General features: G+C 57.4%; 21 protein-coding genes. 13 read left to right on the plus strand and 8 right to left on the minus strand.

Annotation, left to right across the window (positions count from 1 at the left end):
* Positions 1–154: 154 nt before the first annotated feature.
* Positions 155–1,333 carry a hypothetical protein gene (locus tag FY152_20720; GenBank protein ID UXS34536.1) on the plus strand — a complete coding sequence of 393 codons (1,179 nt, stop codon included), beginning with the start codon at positions 155–157 and terminating at the stop codon, positions 1,331–1,333.
* A gap of 793 nt (positions 1,334–2,126) precedes the next feature.
* Here the strand turns inward: FY152_20720 and FY152_20725 are convergent.
* Positions 2,127–3,032, minus strand: coding sequence for a LysR family transcriptional regulator (locus tag FY152_20725; GenBank protein UXS34537.1), 906 nt, complete (start codon positions 3,030–3,032; stop codon positions 2,127–2,129).
* 108 nt (positions 3,033–3,140) lie between these two features.
* Between FY152_20725 and FY152_20730 the strand changes: the two genes are divergently transcribed.
* On the plus strand, positions 3,141–3,752 hold the full coding sequence (locus FY152_20730; protein ID UXS34538.1) for a pyridoxamine 5-phosphate oxidase: 612 nt from the start codon (positions 3,141–3,143) through the stop codon (positions 3,750–3,752).
* A gap of 188 nt (positions 3,753–3,940) precedes the next feature.
* Here the strand turns inward: FY152_20730 and FY152_20735 are convergent, their stop codons facing one another.
* Positions 3,941–4,324 (minus strand): helix-turn-helix transcriptional regulator, encoded by a 384-nt coding sequence (locus FY152_20735; protein ID UXS34539.1) that lies wholly within the window; start codon positions 4,322–4,324, stop codon positions 3,941–3,943.
* Positions 4,325–4,449: 125 nt separating this feature from the next.
* On the opposite strand from FY152_20735, the gene FY152_20740 reads away from it, so the two are divergent.
* The 6 genes from FY152_20740 to macB all read left to right on the plus strand — a co-directional run bounded on the left by FY152_20740 (position 4,450) and on the right by macB (position 11,611).
* On the plus strand, positions 4,450–5,283 hold the full coding sequence (locus tag FY152_20740; GenBank protein ID UXS34540.1) for an enoyl-CoA hydratase/isomerase family protein: 834 nt from the start codon (positions 4,450–4,452) through the stop codon (positions 5,281–5,283).
* 421 nt (positions 5,284–5,704) lie between these two features.
* A complete protein-coding gene (locus tag FY152_20745; GenBank protein ID UXS34541.1) occupies positions 5,705–5,989 on the plus strand; it encodes a hypothetical protein in 285 nt (94 codons plus the stop codon).
* A 198-nt stretch (positions 5,990–6,187) separates the two neighbouring features.
* Positions 6,188–6,862 (plus strand): response regulator transcription factor, encoded by a 675-nt coding sequence (locus tag FY152_20750; GenBank protein UXS34542.1) that lies wholly within the window; start codon positions 6,188–6,190, stop codon positions 6,860–6,862.
* Position 6,863: 1 nt separating this feature from the next.
* The gene (locus tag FY152_20755) at positions 6,864–8,213 is read left to right on the plus strand and encodes a HAMP domain-containing histidine kinase (GenBank protein ID UXS34543.1); all 1,350 of its coding nucleotides are present in this window, start codon (positions 6,864–6,866) and stop codon (positions 8,211–8,213) included.
* A gap of 246 nt (positions 8,214–8,459) precedes the next feature.
* Positions 8,460–9,653 carry an efflux RND transporter periplasmic adaptor subunit gene (locus FY152_20760; GenBank protein UXS34544.1) on the plus strand — a complete coding sequence of 398 codons (1,194 nt, stop codon included), beginning with the start codon at positions 8,460–8,462 and terminating at the stop codon, positions 9,651–9,653.
* Between the two features lie 8 nt (positions 9,654–9,661).
* Positions 9,662–11,611 (plus strand): MacB family efflux pump subunit, encoded by a 1,950-nt coding sequence (gene macB, locus FY152_20765; GenBank protein ID UXS34545.1) that lies wholly within the window; start codon positions 9,662–9,664, stop codon positions 11,609–11,611.
* Between the two features lie 44 nt (positions 11,612–11,655).
* Here macB and FY152_20770 read toward each other — a convergent pair whose 3' ends face one another.
* Positions 11,656–12,561, minus strand: a complete 906-nt coding sequence (locus FY152_20770) for an NmrA/HSCARG family protein (protein UXS34546.1) — start codon at positions 12,559–12,561, stop codon at positions 11,656–11,658.
* 89 nt (positions 12,562–12,650) lie between these two features.
* Here FY152_20770 and FY152_20775 point away from each other — a divergent pair, with 89 nt between their 5' ends.
* Together FY152_20775 and FY152_20780 are read left to right on the plus strand one after the other, a co-directional pair.
* Positions 12,651–13,064, plus strand: coding sequence for a helix-turn-helix transcriptional regulator (locus FY152_20775; protein ID UXS34547.1), 414 nt, complete (start codon positions 12,651–12,653; stop codon positions 13,062–13,064).
* A gap of 379 nt (positions 13,065–13,443) precedes the next feature.
* Positions 13,444–14,901 (plus strand): hypothetical protein, encoded by a 1,458-nt coding sequence (locus tag FY152_20780; protein UXS34548.1) that lies wholly within the window; start codon positions 13,444–13,446, stop codon positions 14,899–14,901.
* Positions 14,902–15,366: 465 nt separating this feature from the next.
* Here the strand turns inward: FY152_20780 and FY152_20785 are convergent, their stop codons facing one another.
* The 5 genes from FY152_20785 to FY152_20805 all read right to left on the minus strand — a co-directional run bounded on the left by FY152_20785 (position 15,367) and on the right by FY152_20805 (position 21,919).
* Complete coding sequence (locus FY152_20785; GenBank protein ID UXS35135.1) at positions 15,367–15,714, minus strand: isochorismate lyase; 348 nt, start codon at positions 15,712–15,714, stop codon at positions 15,367–15,369.
* Between the two features lie 745 nt (positions 15,715–16,459).
* Complete coding sequence (ggt, locus tag FY152_20790; protein ID UXS34549.1) at positions 16,460–18,217, minus strand: gamma-glutamyltransferase; 1,758 nt, start codon at positions 18,215–18,217, stop codon at positions 16,460–16,462.
* A gap of 627 nt (positions 18,218–18,844) precedes the next feature.
* Entirely contained in the window at positions 18,845–19,465 is a 621-nt protein-coding gene (locus FY152_20795) for a GNAT family N-acetyltransferase (protein ID UXS34550.1), read from the minus strand.
* An 11-nt stretch (positions 19,466–19,476) separates the two neighbouring features.
* Positions 19,477–20,637 (minus strand): Gfo/Idh/MocA family oxidoreductase, encoded by a 1,161-nt coding sequence (locus tag FY152_20800; protein ID UXS34551.1) that lies wholly within the window; start codon positions 20,635–20,637, stop codon positions 19,477–19,479.
* Positions 20,638–20,668: 31 nt separating this feature from the next.
* On the minus strand, positions 20,669–21,919 hold the full coding sequence (locus FY152_20805; protein ID UXS34552.1) for an ROK family transcriptional regulator: 1,251 nt from the start codon (positions 21,917–21,919) through the stop codon (positions 20,669–20,671).
* 213 nt (positions 21,920–22,132) lie between these two features.
* Here FY152_20805 and FY152_20810 point away from each other — a divergent pair, with 213 nt between their 5' ends.
* The 3 genes from FY152_20810 to FY152_20820 are packed head-to-tail and all read left to right on the plus strand — an operon-like array spanning position 22,133 to position 26,149.
* Positions 22,133–23,092 (plus strand): extracellular solute-binding protein, encoded by a 960-nt coding sequence (locus tag FY152_20810; GenBank protein UXS34553.1) that lies wholly within the window; start codon positions 22,133–22,135, stop codon positions 23,090–23,092.
* On the plus strand, positions 23,089–25,095 hold the full coding sequence (locus FY152_20815) for an iron ABC transporter permease (protein UXS34554.1): 2,007 nt from the start codon (positions 23,089–23,091) through the stop codon (positions 25,093–25,095). The genes FY152_20810 and FY152_20815 overlap by 4 nt, the downstream gene beginning before the upstream one ends.
* Positions 25,088–26,149: an ABC transporter ATP-binding protein gene (locus FY152_20820; GenBank protein ID UXS34555.1), complete on the plus strand. Its 1,062-nt coding sequence runs from the start codon at positions 25,088–25,090 to the stop codon at positions 26,147–26,149. Before FY152_20815 ends, FY152_20820 begins: the two co-directional genes overlap by 8 nt.
* The last annotated feature ends 1 nt before the right edge of the window (position 26,150 follow it).

The following is a 26,150-nucleotide window of genomic DNA, read 5'->3' on the forward strand; positions in this document are numbered from 1 at the left end:
AAGGCTTGGCACGGATCTGCTCCCAACTGTCGCGGATCTTTTGAGGTTGGAAGTGACAGACGAATTACCCGGTCAACTTGATAGCCTGCATCGCGCTACCTTTGACTATTTCTGGTCCGGAAGCCATCCTGAGAGCGGGCTGCCCAGGGATCGGATGCGATCCGATGGTTCGCCGATCCATGAGATCACCTCAATCTCGGGTGTCGGGTTTGGTTTCCTCTCGCTCATCGTTGGCGTTCATCGTACGTGGATAAGCAAGCGTAACGCCATTGCGCGCGTGTGCCGTATGCTGGAATCTCTGGCTGGAGTGAAGCGTTTTCACGGCGCCTTTCCTCACTTCGTCGATACATCGAGCGGAAAAACAATACCCTTTGCGAAATACGATGACGGCGGTGATCTTGTCGAAACCGCGCTTCTCGTTCAGGCGCTTATCTGCGTTCGGGAGTTCTTCTGCGGAGAGACATCCGAAGAGACTGGTTTGCGCCAGTCTATCACTGAAATAGTCGAGGCTGTCGAATGGAACTGGTTTACCAGGGGAGAAACAGGGCCGCTTTTCTGGCACTGGAGCCCTCGGTATGCCTGGGCGAAAAATCTGCCTATTGTGGGCTGGAACGAGGCTCTGGTCTGTTATGTGCTGGCGGCAGGTTCGGTTGCGCATCCGATAAGCCCGGAGTGTTATCATTTCGGGTGGGCGCGCCGTGGCGCAATCCGGAATGGATCGAAGTATCTCGGTGTGCGGCTGCCGCTTGGCGAGCCATATGGAGGGCCGCTCTTTCTGTCGCATTACTCGTTTTGTACACTCAATCCGCAAGGCTTGGGCGATGCTTACTGCGGCGATTATCTGGCGCAGGCTCACGCCCATTGCCAGATCAATTACCGCTACTGCCGAACGCGCTACGCAATCGAAGACGGATGGGGTCTGTCCGCCTGTGATGGGCCAAAGGGTTACGTCGTCAACTCTCCGACCAATGATCACGGTATCGTCGCAACGACGGCGGCGCTCTCCAGCATGCCTTTTATGCCGTTGCGGTCTCAACAGGCGGCGCTGCGCTTCCTGCAATGGCGTGATGGCGCGCTCATCGGCCGCTTCGGCCTGATGGATGCCTTTCAGCCTTCAACGGGCTGGGTCTCCCGAACGCATCTTGCGATCAATCAGGGCCCGGTGGTCGCAATGATGGAAAACCATCGCACCGGTCTCATCTGGGATTTGTTCATGAATGCGCCGGAAGTGAAAAACGGCCTGGCGCGTTTGGGCTTTTATCAGGACAGCTCTGAAAGGGCGAAGGCGCATGAGGCTGGCAGATCAACACTTCGCGGCAGTGCATTGTCGTGACGGGTGCCGAAAGGGTGACGTCGCCTTCAAGGATCGGAGCCGCGGCAAGACACGCATCCCAAATTTCAGAGCACGGTCGACAATGCAATTTCACGACAGGGGGTGACGGCGCTGGCGCGGAGTTCGCGGTGGTTTATGACAGTGAAATGTTTCCGATCGAGATGAAAAAGGTTGGCAACCTGGCCATGAACCGAGACGGAACGTTGGCATTGCCGAGCCGATTTGAAGCGCATCATCCGCCACTGATCTGACGGAACCTATATATTTGGGGTGAGTTACCTTTGATGAAAAATAAGTGGTTTTGGGTGTGGCTCTCGATACTTGTAATACCCGTCTTCTCGCTGATTGTAGTTCAGATCGATACGAGCTCTGGAGCCTCGATCGGCGGTGGCGGTTACGACCTCGGTCCGTTTCTATATTCTTGGCTGTTGATCATCGTCACAGGCGTCTGGTCCCTTTGCACTTTTGTAACTGCGCTAATTCATCGTGATCGGGCGGCAAAGATACGAGCCTTGGGCTTGACCGCGATGGGTTTTATTACCTTCGTGACGGTCCTGCTCCTTTACCAAAAGAACCTTTCATAGGTTAATTGGAGATTAGCAGCTCATGATCTTTCCCGACAAAGCCCGAAAATTAATCTGGGCGTTCAGCGTCGGGTGGACGTCGATCGAACGCTGTTTCAATGGCTTACGGAGTTTAGATGTGGGTCAAATTAGGCGCCATCTGTTCGAATCTCTTTAATACCAGTGAAACGTATTGAGTTGCCTGAATGATTTTTTCTGCCATGGTTGAGTCAGGCCTTTCCAATAGCAGTCAGAGTTGAACGCAATCTGCCGCTCGCGAAATCCAGGAAGCGTCGGGTTTTTTGAGGCAATTGTGGCAGCGGGGCGTGGAGAATGTGCACTGGTGCTGGCTCTCCCTCGAATGTTGCAAGCAGCAGACGCAACCGGCCGGAAACAAGTGCATCGGCCGCTTGATAGTGCAAAAGCCGCACAAAGCCCAACTCTGCCTCAGCCGCATCAATCGCCGCTTCCGTGCTTGGAACCAGCAATCGGATTTGGCCATCAGGCCAGTCGATTTTGGATTTTTGCGGTCCGTGGGCAGTGGCCGGTGTTGGCAATGTGAGCTTTATGGAAGGTAGAGATTTCAGATCATCCGGGTGCCGAACCTCTCTGTGACGATCAAGAAGCGCTGGACTGGCGACAACCACGGTGCGCATGCTGCCCAGCCGAGTGCCGATCAGGCCGTTGTTCCCCAATGCCCCGATCCGCACCGCGATATCAGCGGCGCCCGCCGCAAGATCGACATTGCCGTCACTAAGCTGCAGATCGACCGTAATCCCTTCGTGAAGCTGCAGGAAATCCTTGATGATCGGCAGGACGTGGAGGCGGCCAAACATTCGCGGTGCGCTCACAACCAGCCGCCCCGTGGGCTCGCGGAATTCACCCGCGGCCTCTCGCTCTACTTCCGCCACATGCGTGATGATCTGCCGTGCGCCTGCTAGGTATCGCTGTCCGGCGTCAGTCAGGGACAACTTACGGGTCGATCGAACCAGAAGGGCGGCGCCCAAATGCTTTTCGAGTTGTCCAACCTTTCGGGTGAGGGTTGCCACCGGCACGCCGCGCTTTTTTGCGGCAGCCGAAAAGCTGCCTTCATCCAGCGTCTCGATCAATAACGTCATGGCCTCCAGACGATCCATGGATTTCCTCACTTTTCGCGCAGATATTATCCAAAATCCGCTGATTATTCATCCCTATAAAGGGACTATGTTGGTGCCATGCGAAACGTTCAGCGTTGGGAGATGGCAATGACCTATGGGTTTCTGGATATAGCGGTGACGCCTGCGGTGCGGAAGGTGCAGCAGCAACTGGGTGTTGCATCCATGTGGGAAAATTTCCGCGGGCATCGCGAGTTTGACCGTTTTACCGATCAGGAGGCAAGTTTCATCGCCGATCGCGACAGTTTTTATATGGCGACAACGTCCGAGACCGGGTGGCCCTATCTCCAGCATCGGGGCGGGGCCAAAGGATTTCTCAAGTTTCTGGATGATCGGACACTCGCTTTCGCCGATTACCGTGGAAACTTCCAATACACTAGCGTGGGGAACCTTTCGGCAAACGACAAGGCATGCCTCTTTCTCATGGATTATCCGCGCCGTGCTCGCTTGAAGATCTATGTTCATGCCGAAGCGATGTCTCTGGATGCAGACCCCGCATTGACGGCAGCAGTCCTGGACGGAACGACGGGCAGGGCTGAGCGTATCGTGCGGCTCCGCTTGCAGAACTTCGACTGGAACTGCCCCCAGCACATCGTGCCGCGCTACACGGAGGTACAGATTGAAGATGGTCTGCGTCCGATCCGCGAGCGGCTTGCAGAATTGGAGGCCGAGAACGCCAAACTTCGAGAGCAACTGGCGTAACTGGCGCGACAGACGAAACAACAGTGCGTCAAACCTTTTGCGAGCAACGCCCTGATAGTTGACGGGTCGCAGATAAATCGACTGGAAGGGCAATTCCGAAACTGGAGAGAAAATTGCAGGCCTCTTCGAATAAATCTGCGTTGCTGGCTTCCCCCCGGCGGCCGCGGAGCAGTCCGCAGCTTCAAGCATTACCGGGCGCCTGCTGATGTCCCGTCATAGCGGTGCTGGCAGTCCTGAATCACGTCGATGTTAGCAACGGTCCAGTCGAACAGGATCGCGAAAGGTCCCTGAAGTGACCTGCCCAGTGGCGTCAAGGCATATTCAACCCCGAGCACACGTCCGTCGAGTATCCTGCGCGTCACCATGCCATTGCGCTCCAGCTTTCGCAGCGTCTGTGTCAATACGCGTTGAGTGACGCCATCGAGGCGACGCTTGATCGCATTGAAGCGCCGTGGCTCGCTTAACACGGCAAGCACCATCATCGACCATTTGTCGGCGATCTGGTCAAGGATCACCCGGCTTGGACAATCCGCACGGTAAATGGGGTCAGCATTATTGATCGTCTCATCCATCGGTATCCTCCGGCATACTTGGGATGCTTCAGGTGCGTAATTGACGCTAGGTATTCGATGAATACTTTAAGGTCAATGGTGCAAAACACGGGCGCCAGAAGTTCCCGAAGGATAGAGATTTACCCATGACAGACACCGATTTCAGCCGGCTGCGAATTTCCAAATCAGAGGGCATTGCGACGATCGCAATCGACAATCCGCCAGTCAATGTTCTCGATGTGCCCTTGATGAGCGAGATCCGCCGCTTTCTTATTGCCGTGCGCGATGATCCCGACACGCGCGTACTGATTTTCCAGAGCGCGGATCCAGAGTTCTTCATCGCGCATGTCGACATGACATTGATTGATCAGCCTCATGCCTTCGATGATTTTATCCGCGATGTGCCGGACGGTCTCAACCCATTCCAAGCGTTTGGTGAACTTCTGCGGGCGCAGCCGCAGGTGACGATCGTCAAGCTCGACGGTCTGGCGCGTGGCGGCGGAGCGGAGTTTGTGGCCGCTGCCGACATGGTCTTCGCTTCAGAGGGACGGGCAGGCCTTGCCCAATGTGAGGCGTTGATGGGCATCACGCCGGGCGGCGGGGCCACGCAATATCTGTCGAGCCGGATGACACGCGGCCGGGCTCTCGAAGTAATCCTTGGCGCCGATCTAATCGATGCCACGAGGGCGGAAAGCTATGGGTGGATCAATCGCGCATTGCCAGCATCCGAACTCGACGGCTTTGTCGATCGGCTTGCACGCAACATCGCTGCCTTGCCCGATGGCGTTATCGCGGCGGCCAAAAAGGCGTTGCCTCCTGAAGACCTGGGGGATGGCTTCAAGCGCGAGCATGGTGCCTGGAAAGGGTTGTTCGAACTTCCGACCGCTGAAAAGCTTATCCGTGGCGGACTAAAGGGAGGAGCACAGACCAAAGAGGGTGAGAAAAATCTGGAAAGCTTGCTCCGTGGATTGAAGCTGTGAGGTATTTCTGGAGGCAAAACAGCGAAACCGCTGCCGCGCGGCATTGTGGAGCGGTTTCGGATTTGGCGCGACTGCGTGCTTGCAAGCGCCGACGTCGAGTCATAAAGGCATTCGCACCACTTAGTGCCGTGGAAAAAGAACCTCTCCGGATGATGTTTGAATTCCGCTAAGGAAGAGTGGATCATCGTACCGTGTCGGCCACCATAGTCCCAGTCGGAGCCTGTCGATTAAGCGGGCGGAATTACCTGAGAATTGCTGATCGCGAAAACGCGCATCCTACACGAACTTACGCTTTCGACTGGTGTCGGTGTCGAGGGTCCTGCGTAACTTCCACGTAATTTTCGGTAGCCATACGTCGCCGCCTTGGCGCGTCTCAATGGTCGACGGGCGACCGTAGCGGCGATGGATCGAAAGGACAGACATGAAAAAGATCATTTCAGGCATATTCGTTTGTTTGACGCTGACGGCTTGCAGCCAGACGGAAAAGGGCGCCGGTATTGGCGCGGCCAGTGGTGCAATCATTGGCGGGCTGGCAAGCGGCACGTGGCAAGGTGCTGCAGTGGGAGCCGCCGCGGGAGGTGCTGGAGGGGCTGTCATTGGGAACATCAGTGAACGAAACGACAGGAACCGCCGCGATCGCTGGGAAAATCGGGACCGGCGCGATTACGGTTGCAGATATCGGGATAACTACGGCCGCTGCCGATAAGGAGCTGGTCTTGGCGACGGGGGCTAAAAGCCGGCAGGATACTCAGCAGGTTTCGGTTCCCCGGTGCCGGACATCTGGACCGCCGATTGACTTGGCGGCCAGTCGGTCATGGCAGTCGAGTTTATCTGAAACATACATATAAGTTTGCTGTTAGAATTCTTGAGAACAGCTGTCCGGGACTTGCACGATCAGGCCACTATGAAACTTCTGCTTATCGAAGACGATCCGGAAATGACGGATGCCTTGAGGACGGCCCTCTCGCAGCATGGCATCGTGCTGGATGCTGTTGGAGATCTGGCGATGGCGCGGGAAGCAATCGCCATGGCGGATTACGATATTGTCCTTATCGACCGGCAACTGCCGGATGGCGATGGAAGTAGCTTCCTCGCCGATTTGCACCGCACGGGTTCAAATACGCGATCGATCATCATCTCCGCTCTGAGGTCGACCGACGAGCGAATTTCCGGCCTCAATGACGGCGCCGATGACTATTTGCCGAAGCCGTTCGAAATTCCCGAGCTGATTGCCAGAATGAGCGCTGTGCTGAGGCGGGTGCCGACAGCCGGCCCGTTCGTCCTGTCGGCGGGAAACGTCACCTATGATCGTGTTTCGTGCGATGTGCATATCAACGGCGTCCGGCTTGCGCTCACCCGCAGGGAACTGCTCATTATCGAAACTCTTCTGAGAAACCGTGGTCGTACCGTGTTGCGCTCGTCCCTTGAGGGGCAGGTCTATTCCTTTGACGATGATATCCAGTCGAACTCACTGGAATCCAACATGTCTCGCCTGCGCCGAAAGCTTGGCGAAGCGGAGGCCGACATTGTTATCAAGAATATTCGTGGCATAGGCTACTACCTTCATGAGCAGAAATAGGATGACCAGCACATCCCTTCGCTGGCGATTTACTTTTGGTTTTATTGTCCTGCAGCTCTGCGCGGTCATCGCCTCGCTCAGCCTGGTTTTCTATCTCCTTTCTGGCCTCAAGCCCGATGTGGCGATCACCTCCATCTGGCTGTCTCAGGAAATCGCAGACTCGGTCCGTCTCGAGCCGAATGGTCGGGTCCATCTGGTGCCGACGGCCAAGCTTAAAGAGATTATGGAGGAAGCGCCTGACCTGTGGTTCGTGGCAGATCTTGGAAAAGATACTGTCCTTGCACACGGTGCGCCTCCCGGGAAAATTGCCGACAACATGCCATTCCTGCGGACGTTCAGAAGTGTCGAACTCCATGGTGATCTGAACGATCCGTTGAGTGTCGCCCGCATGGAGCGTTTCGACACAGAGGCCGGTGAGGCAACGATTTTTGCCGGCGGTGTTTCGATGTCCCAATATGGTGTGACCGTGCTGCTGGGGAACCTTGCCATCGGCGTGCCGGCGCTGATCCTCGTCGCCATTTCCCTGATTGGCGTCCCGTTTGTCACGCGCTTGGCTTTGCGGTCCTTCAGCGATCTGACCAGGCGTCTCGACAGGATCGATCTCGACACACGTGGCGCCCTGGTGGAAGAGCGGGGCTTGCCCACTGAGGTGCTTCGTCTGGTGCGCGACATCAACAGGGCACTGCGTCGTCTCGACAGCGGCTTCGAGGCGACGGAGCGCTTCTTCGTCAACGCGGCCCATGAACTTCGAACGCCGATTGCTGTCCTGCAGGTAAGAATCGATACGCTTTCACCAGGTGCGGACAAGACACACCTGCAGACGGCCATCAAGCGACTTACAGCGATCGCGAACCAGCTTCTCGACACCGAGAAGTACCGGCAGAAGCCCCAGCAGAATGCACCCGTCGATCTCAACAGCGTTGTGTCGAAGGTGGTTGCCGACCTTGCTCCCCTGGCGATCGCCGAAGGTTACGATATTTCGTTCGATAGCGATGCGGAAAACCTGTTCGTTCCCGGCGATGCCGAAGCTCTGGAGCGTGCATTCGTCAATCTGGTCCGTAATGCAGTCCAGTACGGAGGCGGCGAAGGACAGATATCGGTCAGTATTGAGGCTGACGGCAGCGTGGCTGTTGCCGATCAGGGCTGCGGAATTGCCGGCGATAAGCAATCGCGCATATTCGAGCCGTTCTACCGGATCAGCCCTCACGGCTCAGGTGCGGGCCTGGGGCTCAGCATGGTCAACGAGATCGTCACCCGTCACGGCGGCTACGTTGAGCTCTCGTCCGCTCCAGGCAAGGGCAGCACATTTGCCGTACGCTGGCGCGAGAAGCGCGTTTTCCAGCAGCGGTAGGTCCGTCGCCTGCGCCAACAGGTCAAGGCGTTTTCATCCGCCGACGTTTGCTGAGCACGGCCGCGATCGCTTGATGTCTGGCGCACAATCTTTGGCACACCATCCACATTGCAAGCACTCTTTGCCGATCGGTTGATCTTACAGCCCGTGCCAAACGGATAGGCGCGACGACCGCTCTCCGTAATTTTCAGGTAACTCTCGTGACAGAGAAAGCCCGCAAATTTCAATAGCATGGGCCACGACTAAATGACACGACACATTACCCGCAAGCGTTTCATCCTGGCGGCGGCAACCCTTGTCGGTCTGCTGGGCGTCTGGCTGTTGTTTCTGCGTCCGCCGGCGAAGCCTGAACTGGTGACCGCGCAGGCGCGAACGGGTGACATTGAAGAGGTGGTGCTGGCGACCGGGGTTCTCGAACCGCTCGAGCTGGTGCGTGTCGGCGCTCAGGCCTCGGGTCGCATTGAGCATCTGGCTGTCAAGATCGGTGACATCGTCGAGGCTGGCCAATTGGTGGCCGAGATCGATTCCCAGACCCGGCGCAACACCTTGCGGGACCGTGAGGCCGCTTTGGCCAACATCCGCGCCGTTCACGCCGCGCGCAGCGCCGGTCTGGTGAAAGCCGAGAAGGATTTCGAGCGCGAGCGTGACCTGCTGGCAGGTGGTTCCACGCCGCGCGCCCAGTATGACGCCGCGGTTGCGATGCGAGACACCGCGCGGGCTGAGGTTCAGTCGCTGGACGCTCAGGTCGCCCAAGCGCAGGTCGCGCTGGAGTCTGCGGGTATAGAACTGGACTATACGCGCATCACTGCCCCAATCGCCGGCACAGTGGTCGCGATCGTCACTGACGAGGGCCAAACCGTGAATGCCCTGCAGACCGCGCCGACCATCGTCATGATCGCGCGATTGGACACAATGACGGTGCGCGCGGATATCTCCGAGGCTGACGTCGTGCGTGTGCGGCGGGGCCTGCCGGTCTGGTTCAGCATTCTCGGCGATCCGAAGCGTCGTTTTGATGGGGAGTTGCGACAGGTGGAACCGGCCCCAGCCTCCATCGCCAACGAGAGCAATACCACCGCGAGCCGGATTGGCTCAACCAACGGCGCGGTCTATTACACCGGGCTGATCGACGTGGCGAATGCGGACGGGGTCCTGCGGCCCTCCATGACGGCGCAGGTGTCCATCGTCTTGAGCCGCGTCAGCGGCGCCGTGCTGATTCCGCTCAGCGCGGTGGAAGGCGCGCCACGGGCCGGGGACACGGCGCGTGTCCGCATACTGGACGCGATGGGCGAGGTCCAGATCCGGCAGGTCCAGGTCGGCATCGATAACGGCGCGGACATCCAGATCCTTAGCGGTGTTCAGGCAGGCGAGACCATCGTCCTTGGAGCATCCACGGACGAACGCACGGATGGCCAGGCTCAACTGGCCGCGGCGAAGCGATAGGGCGCGTTATGACGGAACCACTGATCCGCGTACGTGGGGTATCCCGCGCTTTCCCCGCAGGCGACGAGATGGTGCGAGTGCTGAAAGACGTCGACCTCGACATCGAGGCCGGCGAGATGATGGCCATCATCGGCGCTTCTGGCTCCGGCAAGTCGACGCTGATGAACATCCTTGGCTGCCTCGATCGTCCGACGGACGGCAGCTACTGGATCGAAGGACGCGAGACCTCGAAGATGTCCGTTGACGAACTGGCGGCTCTACGCCGTGAGCGTTTTGGTTTCATCTTCCAGCGCTATCATCTGCTTGGCGATCTCAGCGCGGCCAGCAACGTCGAGGTGCCGGCCATCTATGCCGGACGCAGCCGATCCGACCGGCACAAGCGAGCGATCTCCTTGTTGACCCGGCTGGGCCTCGCCGAGCGGACGGGCAATATCCCGGGCAAGCTTTCGGGCGGCCAGCAGCAGCGGGTGTCGATCGCCCGCGCCCTGATGAATGGCGGCGAGATAATTCTGGCCGACGAACCGACCGGAGCGCTGGATACGCACAGTGGCGCCGAAGTCATGAAGATCCTGCGCGAGCTTCATGCCGAAGGGCACACCATCATCCTCGTCACTCACGACAAGAAGATCGCCGAACACGCGGATCGGGTTGTAGAGATCAGCGACGGCGTTATCATTTCCGACGAGCGCAATATATCCAAATCCGCCGCGACGGCCCGTCCCATCCGCGAGCACGCGCCAGGCGCTGGCTGGCGTGGTGCAATTGATCGGATGACCGAAGCCTTTCGTATGGCGGGCGCGGCGATCTGGGCGCACAAGATGCGCTCGCTTCTGACCATGCTCGGCATCATCATCGGTATCGCCTCGGTGGCGGCTATCTCGGCGCTGGGAGCCGGCTCGCAGCAACAAATCCTGAGCAGTATCAGTTCGCTCGGCACCAACACCATCGAGGTGCGGGCCGGTAAAGGCTTCGGCGATCTGGAAGCGGGCAAGATACGGACCCTGGTTCCCGCCGATGCCGAAGCGCTGGTGAACCAGCCCTATGTCGACAGCGTGACACCAACCGTCACGACGAGTGTAACCGTCAAGCGCGCCGCCGTGGCCGTCAATGCGTCAGTCACCGGAGTTGGCGCGGACTTCTTTCGTGTACGGGGCCTTGAGCTGGCGCATGGGCAACTGTTCGACGCCCAGGACGTTACCGCCTACAGCCAGAATGTGGTGATCGATGCAAACGCCGCGCGAGACCTGTTTCCAGACCGGGTTAACCCGGTGGGGCAGGTCATCCTTCTGGGCACAATGCCGGCGAGGGTTGTGGGTGTGACGAAACGGGAAAACTCCTTCGGCCCGGCGGTTGATACGTTGACGGTTTATGCGCCCTACACAACCGTTATGGGCCGCATGCTGGGTCGTCCGAATGTCGACGGCATAACGGTCCGTATCAAAGACGATGTCGATCCGGGCAATGTCGAGGCCGCAGTTTCCCGCCTTATCGAGCGTCGGCATGGCGCGAAAGACTTCTTCCTCACCAACTCGGCGACCATTCGCGAGACTATCGAGACCACCACGCAAACTTTGACGCTGCTAATTTCGTCAGTCGCCGTGATCTCGCTGATTGTCGGCGGTATCGGTGTGATGAATATCATGCTGGTATCCGTGACCGAACGCACCAAGGAGATTGGGGTTCGTGTGGCTGTCGGCGCGCGCCGCAGCGACATCCTTTCCCAGTTCCTGATCGAGGCCGTCATGGTTTGCCTTGTCGGCGGCTTCATGGGAGTGATGCTCGCCCTCGGGATCAGCGCTCTTTTCAATTTGCTGAGCCCCGATTTCAAAATGATCTTCTCTTCAGGCTCCATCATGGTGGCCTTCGCCTGCTCAACCCTGATCGGAATCGTCTTCGGCTTCCTTCCTGCCCGCAATGCGGCAAAGCTGGACCCGATCGAAGCCCTGGCGCGCGACTGATGAACTGCAAGCATCTGCTTGGTGGCGTTGTGGTTCGCTTGTCATTATTGAGGCTGGCGTATGTCCCTAGACCGACGGTGCAAGGCTGCATCGAGCAGCTTGCGCCCATTGCCAGCGAGCCAGGACCTGAAAGTGAGAAGGTCGGGGTTAATTTCGCGCATGACTTTCAGATCGACGAGCTCGGCGAGCGGCCCGTCTACCAGGCTCTCTGCCATATGCGCGAGATCAGCGTTTGCAGCCAAAACATCGTCCGGAAACCTTTCATAGGCTATCGAGCGACCGGCTGCTGCGCTTAAGGCAGCCTCAAGCTCGGGACCGGTCAGTCGATCGCTGGCGATCTTAAGTGTTGCGCCGCCGAAGCGTGACTTTTCGGCAAGAACGGCAGCGACAAACCTGCCGATGTCTTCCACGGCGGTTAGCTGGATGGAATGGTCAGGTCGGATCAGGGACACCAGCCGGCCCTCATCGAGACCGAAGCCGGGCCTCACCAGCATTTCCATGAAAATCATCGGCCGGATGATGGTCGTAGTCATGTCGAGCTGTCGAATATGGGCTTCGATACGAGGCTTGGCGTCGAAACGCGGAACGCCTGTCAGTTCATTCCCCACGCTGGCGCCCGAAGAATAAACAAAATGGTTGATGCCGGTTTCGGCAGCGATATCCGCAATCGATATACCATGACGGACTTCGTCTTCGGCAGCCAGGCTGGCTGGCAGTACGCTAAAGACACCGTAAGCGTCTTTCATCGCTGTGCGGATTACTTTGGTCTCTTCAAATGAACCCTGGACAAGCTCGACACCTGCATTCCGTAACTGCAGCGATGCAGCTTTGGTGGAATCCAGAACGAGTGCGCGAACAGGCCATCCTGCCTTCAGCAACGCTTTGGCGACAGATCCTCCCTGCCTTCCGGTAGCGCCGAAAACCAGAATGGGATGCTTTCTATTGGTCACTTGAAGCCCTCGCGTTAAACCAGGACCGTCTATATATACGAATGTAGTGCTGCCGGAAGACGGCACATTTTTCAGCATCAGGCACAAGGATGATACCCTTGGAAGAGCAGATCGATGCCGGCCCATCGCGCGGATCAGAAAACGACAGACACTTCAGACCCATCCCGTCAAACGGAGTCTGCAGCCTGCTGAGTGACAAATGGACTGTGCCGGTTCTTTGGCGTCTTTCTCTCGCGGAAGATCATCGACTCCGCTTTTCGACATTGAAAAAAGAGGTCGGTGAGATCACCCAGCGCATGCTGACGCTCACGCTGCGTAATCTCGAGCGCGAAGGATTTGTTGTGCGTCACTATTTCCCCGAAGTGCCGCCGCGTGTCGAATACGAACTGACAGAGATCGGCCACGGAGCTTTGCGTGCCCTTGAGGGATTTAACTTCTGGGTCCACGACAATCTGGACACCATCACAGCGCGCCGGCGCGCTTACGATAAGGCGAAGTTGTAACCCAGTGACCGAAATTGGCTGAGAAGGCGGAAGTGGTCGCGGAGGTTACCCGTTTTCCTCAGTGGCTATTTCATCCTTGGCTTCCGGGACTGGACGATGGCGGTACCGCGGTAGTCGTTTCAAACAACTGGCGAAGCTTGGTCTGCCCGGCGCAGAAGATCTACGCCCCTGTTCTTGCCTTAATATCGATCTCTGCGCCCGAAAATGTGGCGCCGATACGAGTTTAGCGCGGCCCCTCAACTTCTACCGCCCATCTTGACAGATCGAAGCCGCTCTCAGTTCTTTTTGCGCCCATCACGAAAAAACAAATCGCTAACGGTTACTTTACTATGGGTTGAATTTGGCGGAAAGTACTCGCTTAAGATATGGAGGGGAACTCATGCATCGACGCAGTTTTGTAGCAGGAGCGACCACGGCGGCGATCCTGATGGGCATCAATCGCTTCGACATTGCCCGTGCAGCGGGATCAGGCGCGAGGGAGGATATCGAGACGTTTTCCAAAGACCCTCAGAAGGTAGCGTCGCTGCGACTTGCTTTTCAGAAGCTTTACGACCGTCCCAAAGATCAGAAAGTTGGATGGTTTAATTATGCAGCCATTCATGGGATCCCGTCTAACGATCCCGATGCCGGAAAATTGCCTGCAACGATTAAGGCCTACTGGTCTCAGTGCCATAACGACGAAAGTCTCTTTTTCATCTGGCACCGCGCTTACCTGGCGGCGATAGAGAGGAATTTGCAAAAACTTTCCGGCGTCCCGACACTCCGGCTTCCCTATTGGGACTGGTATAAAAATCCGTCCCTTCCCGCGATCTTCCGGGAAGAATTTTTAGACGCAGGGAAGAAGGAAAAGAATTCCCTCTACAACAGGAATAGGGATCCAGCTGTCCAAGCCGGGGATGACGTCTGGTTTTCGTCATCGTCAGGAGCGCTCGACGACACCTCTTTCTTCGGCTTCCAGACAGGCTTAGAAGGAAGTGAGCACGGTGACATACATATCGGCGTGGCGGGCGGCGCCATATCGGATATGGGGCGCGTGCCGACCGCAGCCCGGGATCCGATATTCTGGCTACATCACTGCAATATCGATCGACTCTTCACGGCCTGGATTTCTCTCAAACGCAAAGCGCCGGATCAGGCTGCATCGTTTACCGCTGGCAAGTTCGCGTTCCCTATCGATCAGGACGCGGATTACAAGCCAGTCGCGAGCACTCTGGACATGAACTCTACCTCGCCACTCGGCCAAGTCTATGAAAGCTTGGAGGCTCCGTTCTCCCAGAAAGTTGCGCAGGTGACAAAGCGCCCACCGGTTTCCCGCACAATCTCAGCGAATGCCCGCCCGTTTGGCAGAAGCATTCTTGCTCTGAATGCAGCAACCTCGGTGACCGTACCGACGTCGGGAGTAAGCCTTGCGTTTGCATTGCCTAGCGACAGTGATCCGCGTTTGAACAGCGTGTTCAGCTCTGTACCGCTGCGCGAGGCCACATCGGTCATTATCGTTCTCGAAGGCGTCCGTCTGGATTCGCCAGCGAATGGCCTTACCGGTTTCGACGTTTTTGTGAACCTGCCGGAAGGCCAACAGGCTGGCGCCGGCGACTACAAGGTCGGTTCCATCGCCCTCTTCAACCTGACTGTTGATCATGGCGATCATCATGGTGGGGCAGGTTCGACGTTCAGGTTCGCTGCAACGAACCAAGCACGGTTGCGCGGGGAATTGACCAGCAACGTCGTTGTAAGCCTTGTTCCCAGATTCACCCCGAGAGCAGATCAAACTTCTGTTGATCCAAGTCTCCAGATTAAGGACTTTCGAGTGGAGGTTTCAAGCGCTCCCTTGCAATAGGTGTAATCACCTTTTGCATGGATTAAAATATGGGGGCTCCAGATTTCGCCGGATTGGCCTGACGTCGTTTCAAGCGGGATAGATGACCTTGGCGCACTTCATTGCAATACCAAACACATATGTGTCGTCGGTCATATCGACTATGACGACATCTTTTGGAAACGCCACCCTCTGAATACAGGCGGCGCTAACGAGTACCGGCAAGAGGTTTCGAAACAAGCTCGACATCGCCCGGCAACAAATGGATTCGCTCACATAACAGTATCAGCTAACACTTTCGCAGGAGGTGTTGACGAAGCGGAGACAGCCTGTTGGATCAAATGGCGTCGCATTTTACCAAAAAACCAAACAACTTCGACGTCACTGCTTGCAGCAAAAATGGAACGATTGGCCGCGTGCCGATGAAACGCGCGATTTCAGCGGCCGCTTCGCGCCCACTGCGGGCAAATGTGCGTCCACAATGTCCTACTCCGCCTTGTTCCGGGGCGCGTTCTTTTGTTCCCAATGGCGAATCTGCTGCTGGATAAACCATTGAATTATCTGGCTGAACAGTGGTACGACGAAATTCGGGTCCAGTTTGTTTTCCTCCGCCCAGCGGCACCGTTCCGGTAGCATGGCAGCGACTCGCTCGGGCGCGGGTATGCTTGCGACGTCTGGCTTGAAACGGGCCGCCTCCAGGACATAGCCCATGCGCAGGCCTAGCAGGTCGACAAGCGCACGGTCGATCGTGTCGATCGCCTGGCGGATGTCGCCGAGGTTTTGGCAATCGGTGGGCGTTTCGGCCCGGATGCCGAGGTCTTTCGCTGAAGGCATGAGTTGGTCTCCGTTGTCGAGGTCAGCGTGAAGGTGAGATTGCTTCACCCGTTCGCGCAGGTCTTTCTTGCTCACCCTGCCGATCCCGGTTTCTGGAAACTGCGCGATGAAGATGAACGCCGCAAGCCCCCGCGCTTTCAAATGCGGGATGACGGTGGCGACGAATTCGGCGGCCGAGTTGCCGAAGACGAGATCGGGCGCAAGATGCCAGCTCCGCAGCATCTCAGCAAGGGCATATTGCCAGCGCAGGAGCGCTGGCTGTGTATAGAGCGTCTGGTCGAGGTTGCTTGCCCGGCCGGGATCGAAGGGCATGCAGACTAGATGGGAAATGCCGTTCCGGCTGAAGCCTCCAAAACAGGTTTCAATAGCATTGCGGAACACTGCGCTCTCGCGATGGAAAGTGAGCCCTATGCCCGCATGCTGGCCGGTGAAAATCCAGGCTGGGGTTTGCATTCGACCTTCGGTCAATGGGCGGACTGCAAGATATAGGTCATGTCTTGGCAGATACACCAGAAACAGAAAATGGTAAGCACGGTTTCCGCATCGCACCACCTACTCATTTCGACCGATAGCCTCAGTCGCGCTCGTCGTTCTGACTGCGTGCCAACCCACAGTCACGACCTGAACGTAATTGCTTTTTGCCTGCTCGTCATTTGGTGAAATGAAACCTTAGATATAGATCCTAGCCCAGCAAGCGGTATGCTCAGTCTTCTCAGGCCGACCGTTTTCCGCAGACGGAGCCGTCTCACTCCCCAATAACCATTCCCTCGCGTCGTGGGTCGGCGCTGCCAGCCAAACCTTGGGTGGTCATCTCGATAGCGTGTAAACCAGAGTTCATCTCACCCGGTTTAACCTCGTAGCCCAGCGCTTTCAGCCCCTCTACCAGATTTTCAGCGCTGGTGTTGGCCTCAACGTCGTAGGTACCGAACCGGTTGATGAGATGCGGCTGGGCGACGATTGCCTCCACGGGCATTCCCCAATCGATATAAGCGATCAGCGCCTGCGCCACATAGCCAATGATCTGGCTGCCACCAGGCGAACCAATGGCGAGCAGCGGCTTGCCGTCCTTCATCACGATCGTCGGCGCCATGGAGGAGCGCGGCCGTTTGCCGGGCTCGACGCGGTTGGCTATCGGCAGGCCGCCGTCACGGGTCTTGAAGGAAAAATCCGTCAACTCATTATTGAGCAGAAAGCCGTTCGTCATGAGACGCGAGCCAAAGCCATTTTCGATCGTCGTCGTCATCGAGACCACGCTGCCTTCCGTGTCAACGATGACAAAATGACTTGTAGAAGGCAACTCGAGTGCGGCATCCCGGCCGAAAAGTAGCGCGTGGTCCCATTCCGGCTCGCCGGCCTTGACGGTGTCGTTTGCCAACGCCTTGTCGCCGTCGAGCAGCTTTGCCCTCTCGCCCAGATAGGACTTGTCCAACAGACCCTTGAGCGGTAGCGGCATGAAATCGGCGTCGGCGACGTAACGCTCGCGGTCGGCGAAGGCGAGACGCTGTGCATCGCCGATAATGCGCCAACTGGCAACATTTTCTGGCCCCGGGGTTTTGAGATCAAAATTCTCCGCGATGCCGAGAATCTGGCCAACGGCGATGCCACCCGACGATGGCGCTCCCATGCCGCAAACGTCAAGACCACGATAGATAAAGCAGAGTGGCTCACGTTCGATGACGCGATAATTGGAAAGATCGGCCAGCGACAGCACGCCGGGATTGTCGGCTGCCTCGCGCACAGTCTTGACGATCGCCTCGGCAATTGGCCCCTTGTAAAAGGCATCGGCGCCGCCTTTTGCAAGCGCAGAAAGCGTCTCAGCGTAAGCGGGGTTCTTCAACAAGGCACCGTTCCGGAGGGCGACCCCGGACGTGTCAAAGAAATAGGAGCGGGGTTCCGCATATTTCTTCAACCGTTCTCCCTCCGACGCTATCAGGGAGGCAAGACGCGGCGACACTTTGAAGCCCTCGCTCGCCAGCGTTTCCGCCGGCTTCAGCAGGCTTGCCCATTCTGCCTTTCCATAGCGTTTGTGAGCCTCCTCCAGAAGTCGCACCGTTCCTGGCGTGCCAACAGAGCGACCGCCGACCACTGCGTCCATGAATTTTAGCGGCTGACCGTTGTTATCCAGGAAGAGCTTTGGCGTCGCTTCCATCGGCGCTGTCTCCCGGCCGTCCAACGTCGTCAGCTTGCGGGTTTTTGCGTCGTAATAGACGAGGAATGCGCCGCCGCCGAGACCAGAACTCTGTGGTTCAACGAGGCCGAGCACGGTCTGCACCGTCACCATCGCATCTATGGCGTTGCCGCCCTTAGCAATCACGTCGCGTCCCGCCACAGCCGCCAGCGGATTGGCTGCCGCGACCATAAATCTCCTTGACTCGACACGTTTGGCAGTTGCGACCACCGTGGCTTTCTCGGGCGCCACCGTGTCTGACGCCTGCTGGGCGGAGACGATTGCGGCGGAAAGGATGAAGGCGAGAAAAGCCTCACTGAGAAATCTCAATTCCATTAGCCTTATCCTCCAGAACCGCACAATCCGTTGATGTGAGAAGGGCATCCGAGCCACCAGGCAGATCGAACCCGTAATGACTCAAGCGCGGATGATTTTGAGAACTCTTGCTTCGCCCGTAGGTCCGTCCACAAGTGACGATAGGACGTTTGATAATTTCTTCTGTTATCTCGCCACTTTTTGTTTCAGGCTGTTCATCTGCCCGCAGATCGTACTGCGCGACTTACCCTCCCACGCGGTTCAGATCGGCGCAGATGCTTCGCCGGATTTTGCCGATAATGCCGTTTAGCAGACCAGTTCGGAGCGCCGCTCTTTTTTGACACTATGATGGCTGTTTCGCCGCATGTCCATCAAGCGCTCGACCTCGCGTTGGAAAATGGAAATCTGGCGAGAGTGAATCGACTTTCGTTAAACATTCAGAGCCTCCGCGACTACTGGCGGGTCGCAGATTCGATTTGCATCAAGAGCAAAGCCAATATGCGATAAGGTGGCGGGCTATTAGAGGTCAGTTTGCCTCCTAAAATTTGTTGCACGAAGGCGTTAAGCGGTCTCAGGATTACAACTGTGAAAATAGGGTCGTTCTAGCGTCAAGACGGGATATGAAGGATTGTGACGCGCCTTACTAGTTCATCTAACTAGCCGCTTGCCCATCAGGATCGATGGTGTTCGATCCAATTCCACGAAGCCGAATTTAGCGTAAAAGCCGACGACCTTTTCGTTGTGCTGGTTCACGCCCAGATGGACGCCTCCCACGCCTGACCTATGCAACGCATCCAGTTGATGTCGCAGTAGCATTGATCCGTGACCGCCATTTTGAACTTCGGGCAGAAGGTTGATATGCAGATGAGCGGGATAGAGGTCCTTCACCTGAGAAGGTGTCCGTGGCGCGTTTTGAATGTAGGAAAGAATATTCTCATCCTCTGCCGTTCGTGGTGAGAAATCGAGAAGCTCTTCCTGCATGTGCGGCCACCATTCGGCCTCAAGCCAGTCTTCATAGGTAGTCGTATCGGCTGCCGCGACGCAGTAGCCCATGACGGCTCCGTCCTTCGTCAGCACGAAGGCATTTTTTGCACAGAAGCGAACATAGGGCAGGGCCCATACCAAACCTGGAAGTCGCGGGTCGCTATAGCAATGCGATCCGTCCTGACCCCGATCGGCAGTGCGCAGGCAGATGTCGAGGATCGCCGCCTCATCGGACGGTTGGGCGTTGCGGATGATGACGGACGATGAAAGGGCTGGCATGGTCATAATCGCGCCCCTCAAGCAGCAGCATGTGAGGTATGGAGCGCGTCGTCGAAGCGCTGCCAGGTTTCGGCAAGCTCGATGGTACGTCGGGCACGACGTGCCTCATCGATCTTGATTGCCACGAGCCCCGCCTCCAAAGCCGCGACGATATTGACGGGCAACGATGCAGCCTCTGTCAGATGCCTGTAGATATCCGAGGCCATCTGATCATCGGCGCCATAGTGATCGCTTTCATGCCCTTCGTAACGCCGCTCGACAAGCTTTTCACCCGTTACGGCGGAATGAACCTCGAAGCGATTGCGGATGAAATCACCCTCGGCCATTCCCTTGCTGCCGATAACGCAGAAGCGGCGAAACTGATCGGGAACGTTGAGGTTGGTATGAAACGACATCGTCGCCCCGCTCTGATATTCGACGATCGCGGTCTGATAGTCGATAATGTCACCATCGCTCTCGAAGACGGCGGCGCTCTCGAGCCAACCGCTGGGCTTTTTATAGAACTCCTGCTGCTGAAACGCGGAGAGCCGATCTGGACTGTTTTCCACAACGAAGGACTTTCGGCCTCCAAAGCTGGCGACGGCCATCGCCCGCTCCCCTACAACGCTGCCATATAGATCGATGTCGTGGCAGCATTTTTCCAGGATGAAGGGGCCTGCGTAGCGCGTATGCCGCCGCCAATCGCGCATGAAAAAGGCGCCGTGATAAGGTGCGATATGCTCGGATGCCTCAATCGACGTGATCGATCCGATGTGACCTTCAGCCTGTGCCGCACGCAGATCCCTGTAGAGGTCAGAATAACGCAGTACGAGGCCCACCATAACGCTGTCACTGCCATACTCAGCGAGCAGCCGTGCCATCCTCATCGTCTGGTCTTCATCTATAACCACTGGCTTTTCCGTGAAAACCCGTACGCCTGCGCGCAATCCGGCGGTGATATGATCCAGATGGAAAAGATTGGGCGAGCCGACCATGAGGAGATCCGGCTGCGTCTGCGTCAACATCGCCTCCATGGTCTCGAAACGTTGCGGCTCCTGCAGACCGGAAGACAGAATGGCCGGCAGTCCCGCAGGCTGGGGATCCATCAGGCCGACGATTTCCAATTCGGGGCAGGCCTTGCGGAAGGAGGCAATGACATTGGCAAGCCGAAAGCCAAGCCCGGCGACTGCGATTTTCATGTTTTAGTCCTGTCGGCGAGAGTTATACAAATCAGGAAGACGTGTCGTCGTCCGTTGGCGCGCCTGCGACCCGATCAAAGCGTCTTTCGAAATCGATAGTCTGGCTGCGTCCGCGCATGGATGAGAGACGCCTGAAGTCCGGGCTGCCATGGGCAATCACGGGCAGCATGGCCGCGCCGATGGCGGCGGCCTCCAGTCCCAGGGCGCCGGCACGCAGCCGGGGAATATCCCGGTGGCTGCGGGCACTGACGGACGGCAAAAGGGGGTAGGCCCGGTCGATCAGGGAATTGGTGAGGACTGCCGGAAAATGCCCCCCGACCACGATGGTCTGCGGGTCCATGATGTTTTCAAGCAGCGAAACCAGCAACCGCAGACGCTTTGAATTAAGATCGAGCCACCGCATGAGAACACTGTCGCGTTGAGTGTAAAGTTTCTCTAATGCGCCAGGCCGTGCAATCTCGCTGCTTTCGCACGACAGCATCGCTGCAAGCTCGTCGATGGAAAAAGGGGTCTGCCCCACCGCATCTGGATTGGCGAGTTCCGCAGGCCATGTCAGGAGACCGATTTCTCCAGCATTATTCCAAAATCCCTGAAGCGGCATGCTGTCATTGATGATGCCGGCACCAAGTCCATGTCCGACAAAGATATGGACGTAATGGGTCAGTCCTGCCGCGCTGCCAGCCCTCAGTTCGGCAACCGCTGCGGCGGTCGCGTCATTCTCGATGATGGTGGGGAGATTGCATGCATCTTCGATGGCTTCCGCCACCGGTATGCGGCTCCACGCATTCCAGCCCGGCGGACCGACAGGATGTTCAAATTCCGCCTCCTGCAGTGTCGGCATCGCAATACCGATGCCCCAGGCGGCACGATCCACCGCAACGGAGCGCAGACGCTGCGTCATGTCGGCGATGGCGCGGATCGTATCGGATGGATCTTCGAGCGATGCCGATGCGGTTTCGCGCCCCAGTTCCTGTCCCGCCAGATCGCAGACGATGCCCAAAAGCCCATCGCGATCCACATGAATGCCCAGGCAGCAACCCGCTTCGGCGCGAACCCGCAACTTCTTTTGCGGTGCGCCGCGCGCACCCTCCTGTTGAATTGTTTCCACCACCAGCGAGCGGTCGATCAGGTCCTTGCAGATATTGGACATTGTCTGCGGTTTCAAACCCGTCACATCAACAAGGTCCCGCCGGCTGATGCCATCGCCAGACCGGATAAGGTCGAAAACGAGGCGACGATTGTAACGGCCCGAATATGTGTGGTTGCTGCCCATCAGGCTCATGGGGTCTGGTTCCTATTTAATCTATTAAGTAGAATTTATCAGGGTGTTTTGTACGCGTCAAGCAGTTCAGGATATGCGAAGACCCAAGTTTTGGTCATAATACTGTTACGAAAACTCCCTAAATCAGCGAAAAAGGCAGCTTGATTTTTAATCCGGTTAATGGAATTAATTGAGGCGCCTTCTTCTCAGTGACTTCAAAAAGGGAACATAGTCATGCTGAAATGGACCTTGCGGCGGATCATAGCGGGCGCGTTGGCGTCGGCATCAATCATCAGTGTTGCGAATGCCGGGGAACTGGTCGTCTACACCGCTCATGGGGAGGCAACATCGGCTCCCATCCTCGATGCTTTCGCCAAGGCAAATCCGGATGTGAGGGTGACCGTCGTGCGCGGCGGAACGGGCGAACTCATCGAGCGTCTTCGCGCCGAAGGTGGCAATTCCTCGGCAGACGTCATGTGGGGCGGACCGACGCAGACCTTCGAAGAAAATGCCACGCTCTTCCAGGCTTACGAGAGCAAGTCCGACGCCGACATGGTGACGACCGATCCCAATCACATCTGGCATCCGTTCACGGTGCTGCTGCAGCCGTTGATCGTCAGCACCAAACGTGTAGGGGCAGGCTCGATACCCAAGACACAGAAGGATCTCGTCTCGCATGACTTCGCAAAGGACGGTGGCCTGATTATTCCAGACCCGGCGAAATCCGGTACAGGCTACGTCATCCTTTCTGCCCTTGCCGGCAATTTCGGTTGGGATTTCGTCGGTCAAATGGTCAAGGGTACGCGCATCGCACCCGGCTCCGATGACGCTTTTAACGCAGTGCGTGACGGGGAAGCAGCCGTTGGCTGGATCAACGAGGATCTCGGCGCCAAGTGGAAGGCCCAGGGTCTGTCGATCGATATCGTCTATCCGACCGATGCCGTTACCGGTCAGATCGATGCCCAGGCCATCGTCAAGGGTGCGCAGCACATCGACGACGCAAAGAGCTTCATCGATTTCCTCGGCAGCAAGACTGCGCATGAAATCGTTCGCGACGCCACTGTTCGCCGTTCGGCACGCAAGGACGTAACACCACCAGCCATCCTGCCCGACATGTCCTCTCTGACAATCGTCTCCGCGGTCGATCCGCGCCCCGTCGTCGTCGCTCGCTTCCAGGAGCTTCGCGGGAAATGAAGGTGCTGCGCGACAATTGGCTTATCTTTTCCATCGTCGCGCTCGTGGTCTGCGGCCTGACGATTATCGTCCCGCAAATTCGTCTGATGGCCGCCTCCCTCCTCGAGGAGGGCGGTCGTTTCACCCTGTTGCACAATAAAGATGGACTACAATCCGTCCCGGAAATGACCAGCCGCTACGACGTGGCGAAGCGCTCTGACGGCCTCGCCATATCGCTGAATTCGACGGAGAGTCTGACTGTCGACGTCCAGGATGACCTAACGCTGCGCCTCTCTTCGCAAGAGCCGATTTCGGTTGGCAAGGACGAGGTCGGGCTGCTTGAACTCGATCTGGGCTCCGCTCGGTTCACGCTCTCGCAGCAAGCGCCCCGCGGGCTCTTCGCCACCACCGCTCCCGCACCTTTGGACATCAAGGCGCAGTCTGCCAACTCCGTCTTGCTGTCTCACGCCGCCAATGCCTACATCACCTTCGAAAACAAGGCGTTGTCGCTCTCTCCAATCCACTACATCGATTTCTTCACGCGCTCGGAAACCCTCTCCGCCACAATAAACAGCCTGCTGATTGCGCTGACGTCCACCGGGCTTGCCGCCTTAATCGGCGTTTCGCTCGCTTATCTTATTGCGCGTTACAGGGTCGCGGGAAGCACGGCTATCGTCTTCCTCGTCACCATGGCCTCTGTGTCGCCGCCATTTCTCGGTGCGTATGCCTGGCGGCTGCTTCTTGGACGCAATGGCGTTGTGACCAACTATCTCGGCCTCGATGTCTCGATTGTCGGCCTGCATGGCGTCATCTGGGTTATCACCTGGCTGGTCTTCCCGATCATCTTTCTGCTCAGCCACAGTTCGTTTCAAAGTCTGGATGCCGGCCATATCGAGGCGGCGGAAAGCCTTGGCGCCAAGCCGCCTCGCGTTCGAATGTCGGTGGAAATTCCGCTTGCACTTCCCGGCATCATCACCGGTCTCTATCTTGCAACGATGGCGGCTCTGTCGGATTTCGGTACGCCGCGTATCATCGGTCTCGATGTCAACGCCCTGCCGGTTCTGATCTACACCTCTTTCCTCAGCGAGGCGGGCCGCAATCCGGCGCTTGCGGCAACAGGATCGATGGTCCTCATCACTATTTCCAGCCTGTTCCTGATGGCGCAGCAGATTTATCTGGCGCGCCGCGGTTTCGCCGTGGTCTCATCACGCGCATTGGAACGCAAGCCGCTCTCGCCTCTTGGCCATGCATTGGTGCTTGGCGCCGTTACGATTGCTCTCCTCATGGCATTCACTCCCCACCTCACGGTGCTGGTCTCCAGCTTCATGGAATGGCGTGTCGGCCTGCCCAGAGCAAACTTCACGCTCGCAAACTACACGACCATGTTGCGTACCGGCATGGGACCGGCATGGGTGACCCTGTCGCTCGGCATCGCCGGAACGCTGGCCGCAAGCGCGATTGGTCTGGGGATCGCCTATGTGATTATCCGCAAGCGCTACCGGGTCATCGCCCCTGTTCTCAGCCTGACCGTCATGATGCCTTACGTCATTCCCGGCACGGTGCTTGGTATCGGCCTGATCATGATGTTCAACAAGGCACCGCTGCAGCTGACCGGCACATGGTTCATCCTCGTCCTTGCTTATCTCATCCGCAACCTGCCCTTCACAGTGAAGGCATCAGAGGCCGCGCTGCGGCGGGTTCATCCCGCACTCGAAGAGGCGGCGATCAGCCTTGGAGCGCGGCCACTCAGGGTGTTCGTCACCATTACCGCACCACTAGTGCTTGCGGGCGCCGTGACAGGAGCGACGCTGACCTTTCTTCACATCGTCACGGAGCTGTCTTCCACCATCGTTCTCTATCGCCCGCCATGGAAGCCAATGACGGCCGTGATCTTCGAGAACACGTTGGTGGATGCCGATTTCGGTGTCTCCGCGGCGCAGACCATCCTGCTAATGCTGATCATTTATATCCCGCTCTATTTCATTGTCCGTTACGGCCAAATTCGAGGAAAATCCGGTGGTTGAAACCTCATCTTCCAAGACTCCAACCCAGGGCTGCGAGGTCGTCATCGACGCTGTCTCCAAGACCTTCGGCAATCACGCGGTTCTGAAAGACATCAGTTTCACGATCAGGCCCGGTGAATTCTTCACGCTGCTCGGACCATCCGGCTGCGGCAAGACCACGCTGTTGCGCGCCATTGCAGGCTTTCACCCGATCAATGGCGGGAAGATCCTGTTCAACGGACAGAACGTGACCACGCTTCCCGCCTGGGACAGGAATATCGGGTTCGTCTTCCAGAACTATGCGCTTTGGCCGAACCAGACCGTGTTCGATAATGTTGCTTACGGGCTGAAGTTGCGCAAATTTTCCAAAGGCGAAATTGCCCAAAGAGTTCAGGCCGCATTGGCACAAGTCGAGCTTCATGGCGTTGAAAAGCGCTTTCCTGCAGAAATGAGCGGTGGCATGCAGCAGCGCATCGCGCTTGCGCGCGCGCTCGTCATAAACCCGCCGCTGCTTCTCATGGATGAGCCCATGTCCAATCTCGATGCGCGCCTTCGCGTGACCCTTCGCCATGAATTGCGCAATCTGCAGAAGCGCCTCGGCCTGACCGCGATCTACGTCACGCATGATCAGGAGGAGGCCTTGGAGATGTCGGACCGGATCGCCGTCATGCAGAATGGCATCGTGCAACAACTCGCAGATCCGGAGACCATCTATTCGAGACCGGCAAACAGCTTCGTCGCGGAATTTGTTGGCAGCGCCAACTTTCTCGAAGGCAGTTTTGACGAGACCGGCTTCGTGATGGCGGATGGGTCCAGGTTTGCCATGACTGGAAAGAGCCACAGCGGCAAAGGCACACTCGTGGTGCGTCCCGAACAGGTAGTGATCCGCGAATGCGGCAACGCTCTTGCCGATGCGACGGTGGAAGACCGCCGCTTCATGGGCAAAGCCTGGACCCAAAACCTTCGGCTTGAGAATGGTTCGACTATTTCGGTGGAAACACGAAGAGCGCTCGATCTCGGGTCACGCGTGGGCGTGGATTTCGAGAGCGTAACCTTTCTACCCGCGGGAGCATGAC

The organism is Agrobacterium tumefaciens (genome assembly GCA_025560025.1).
In the GTDB taxonomy this organism is placed as follows: Bacteria; Pseudomonadota; Alphaproteobacteria; order Rhizobiales; family Rhizobiaceae; genus Agrobacterium.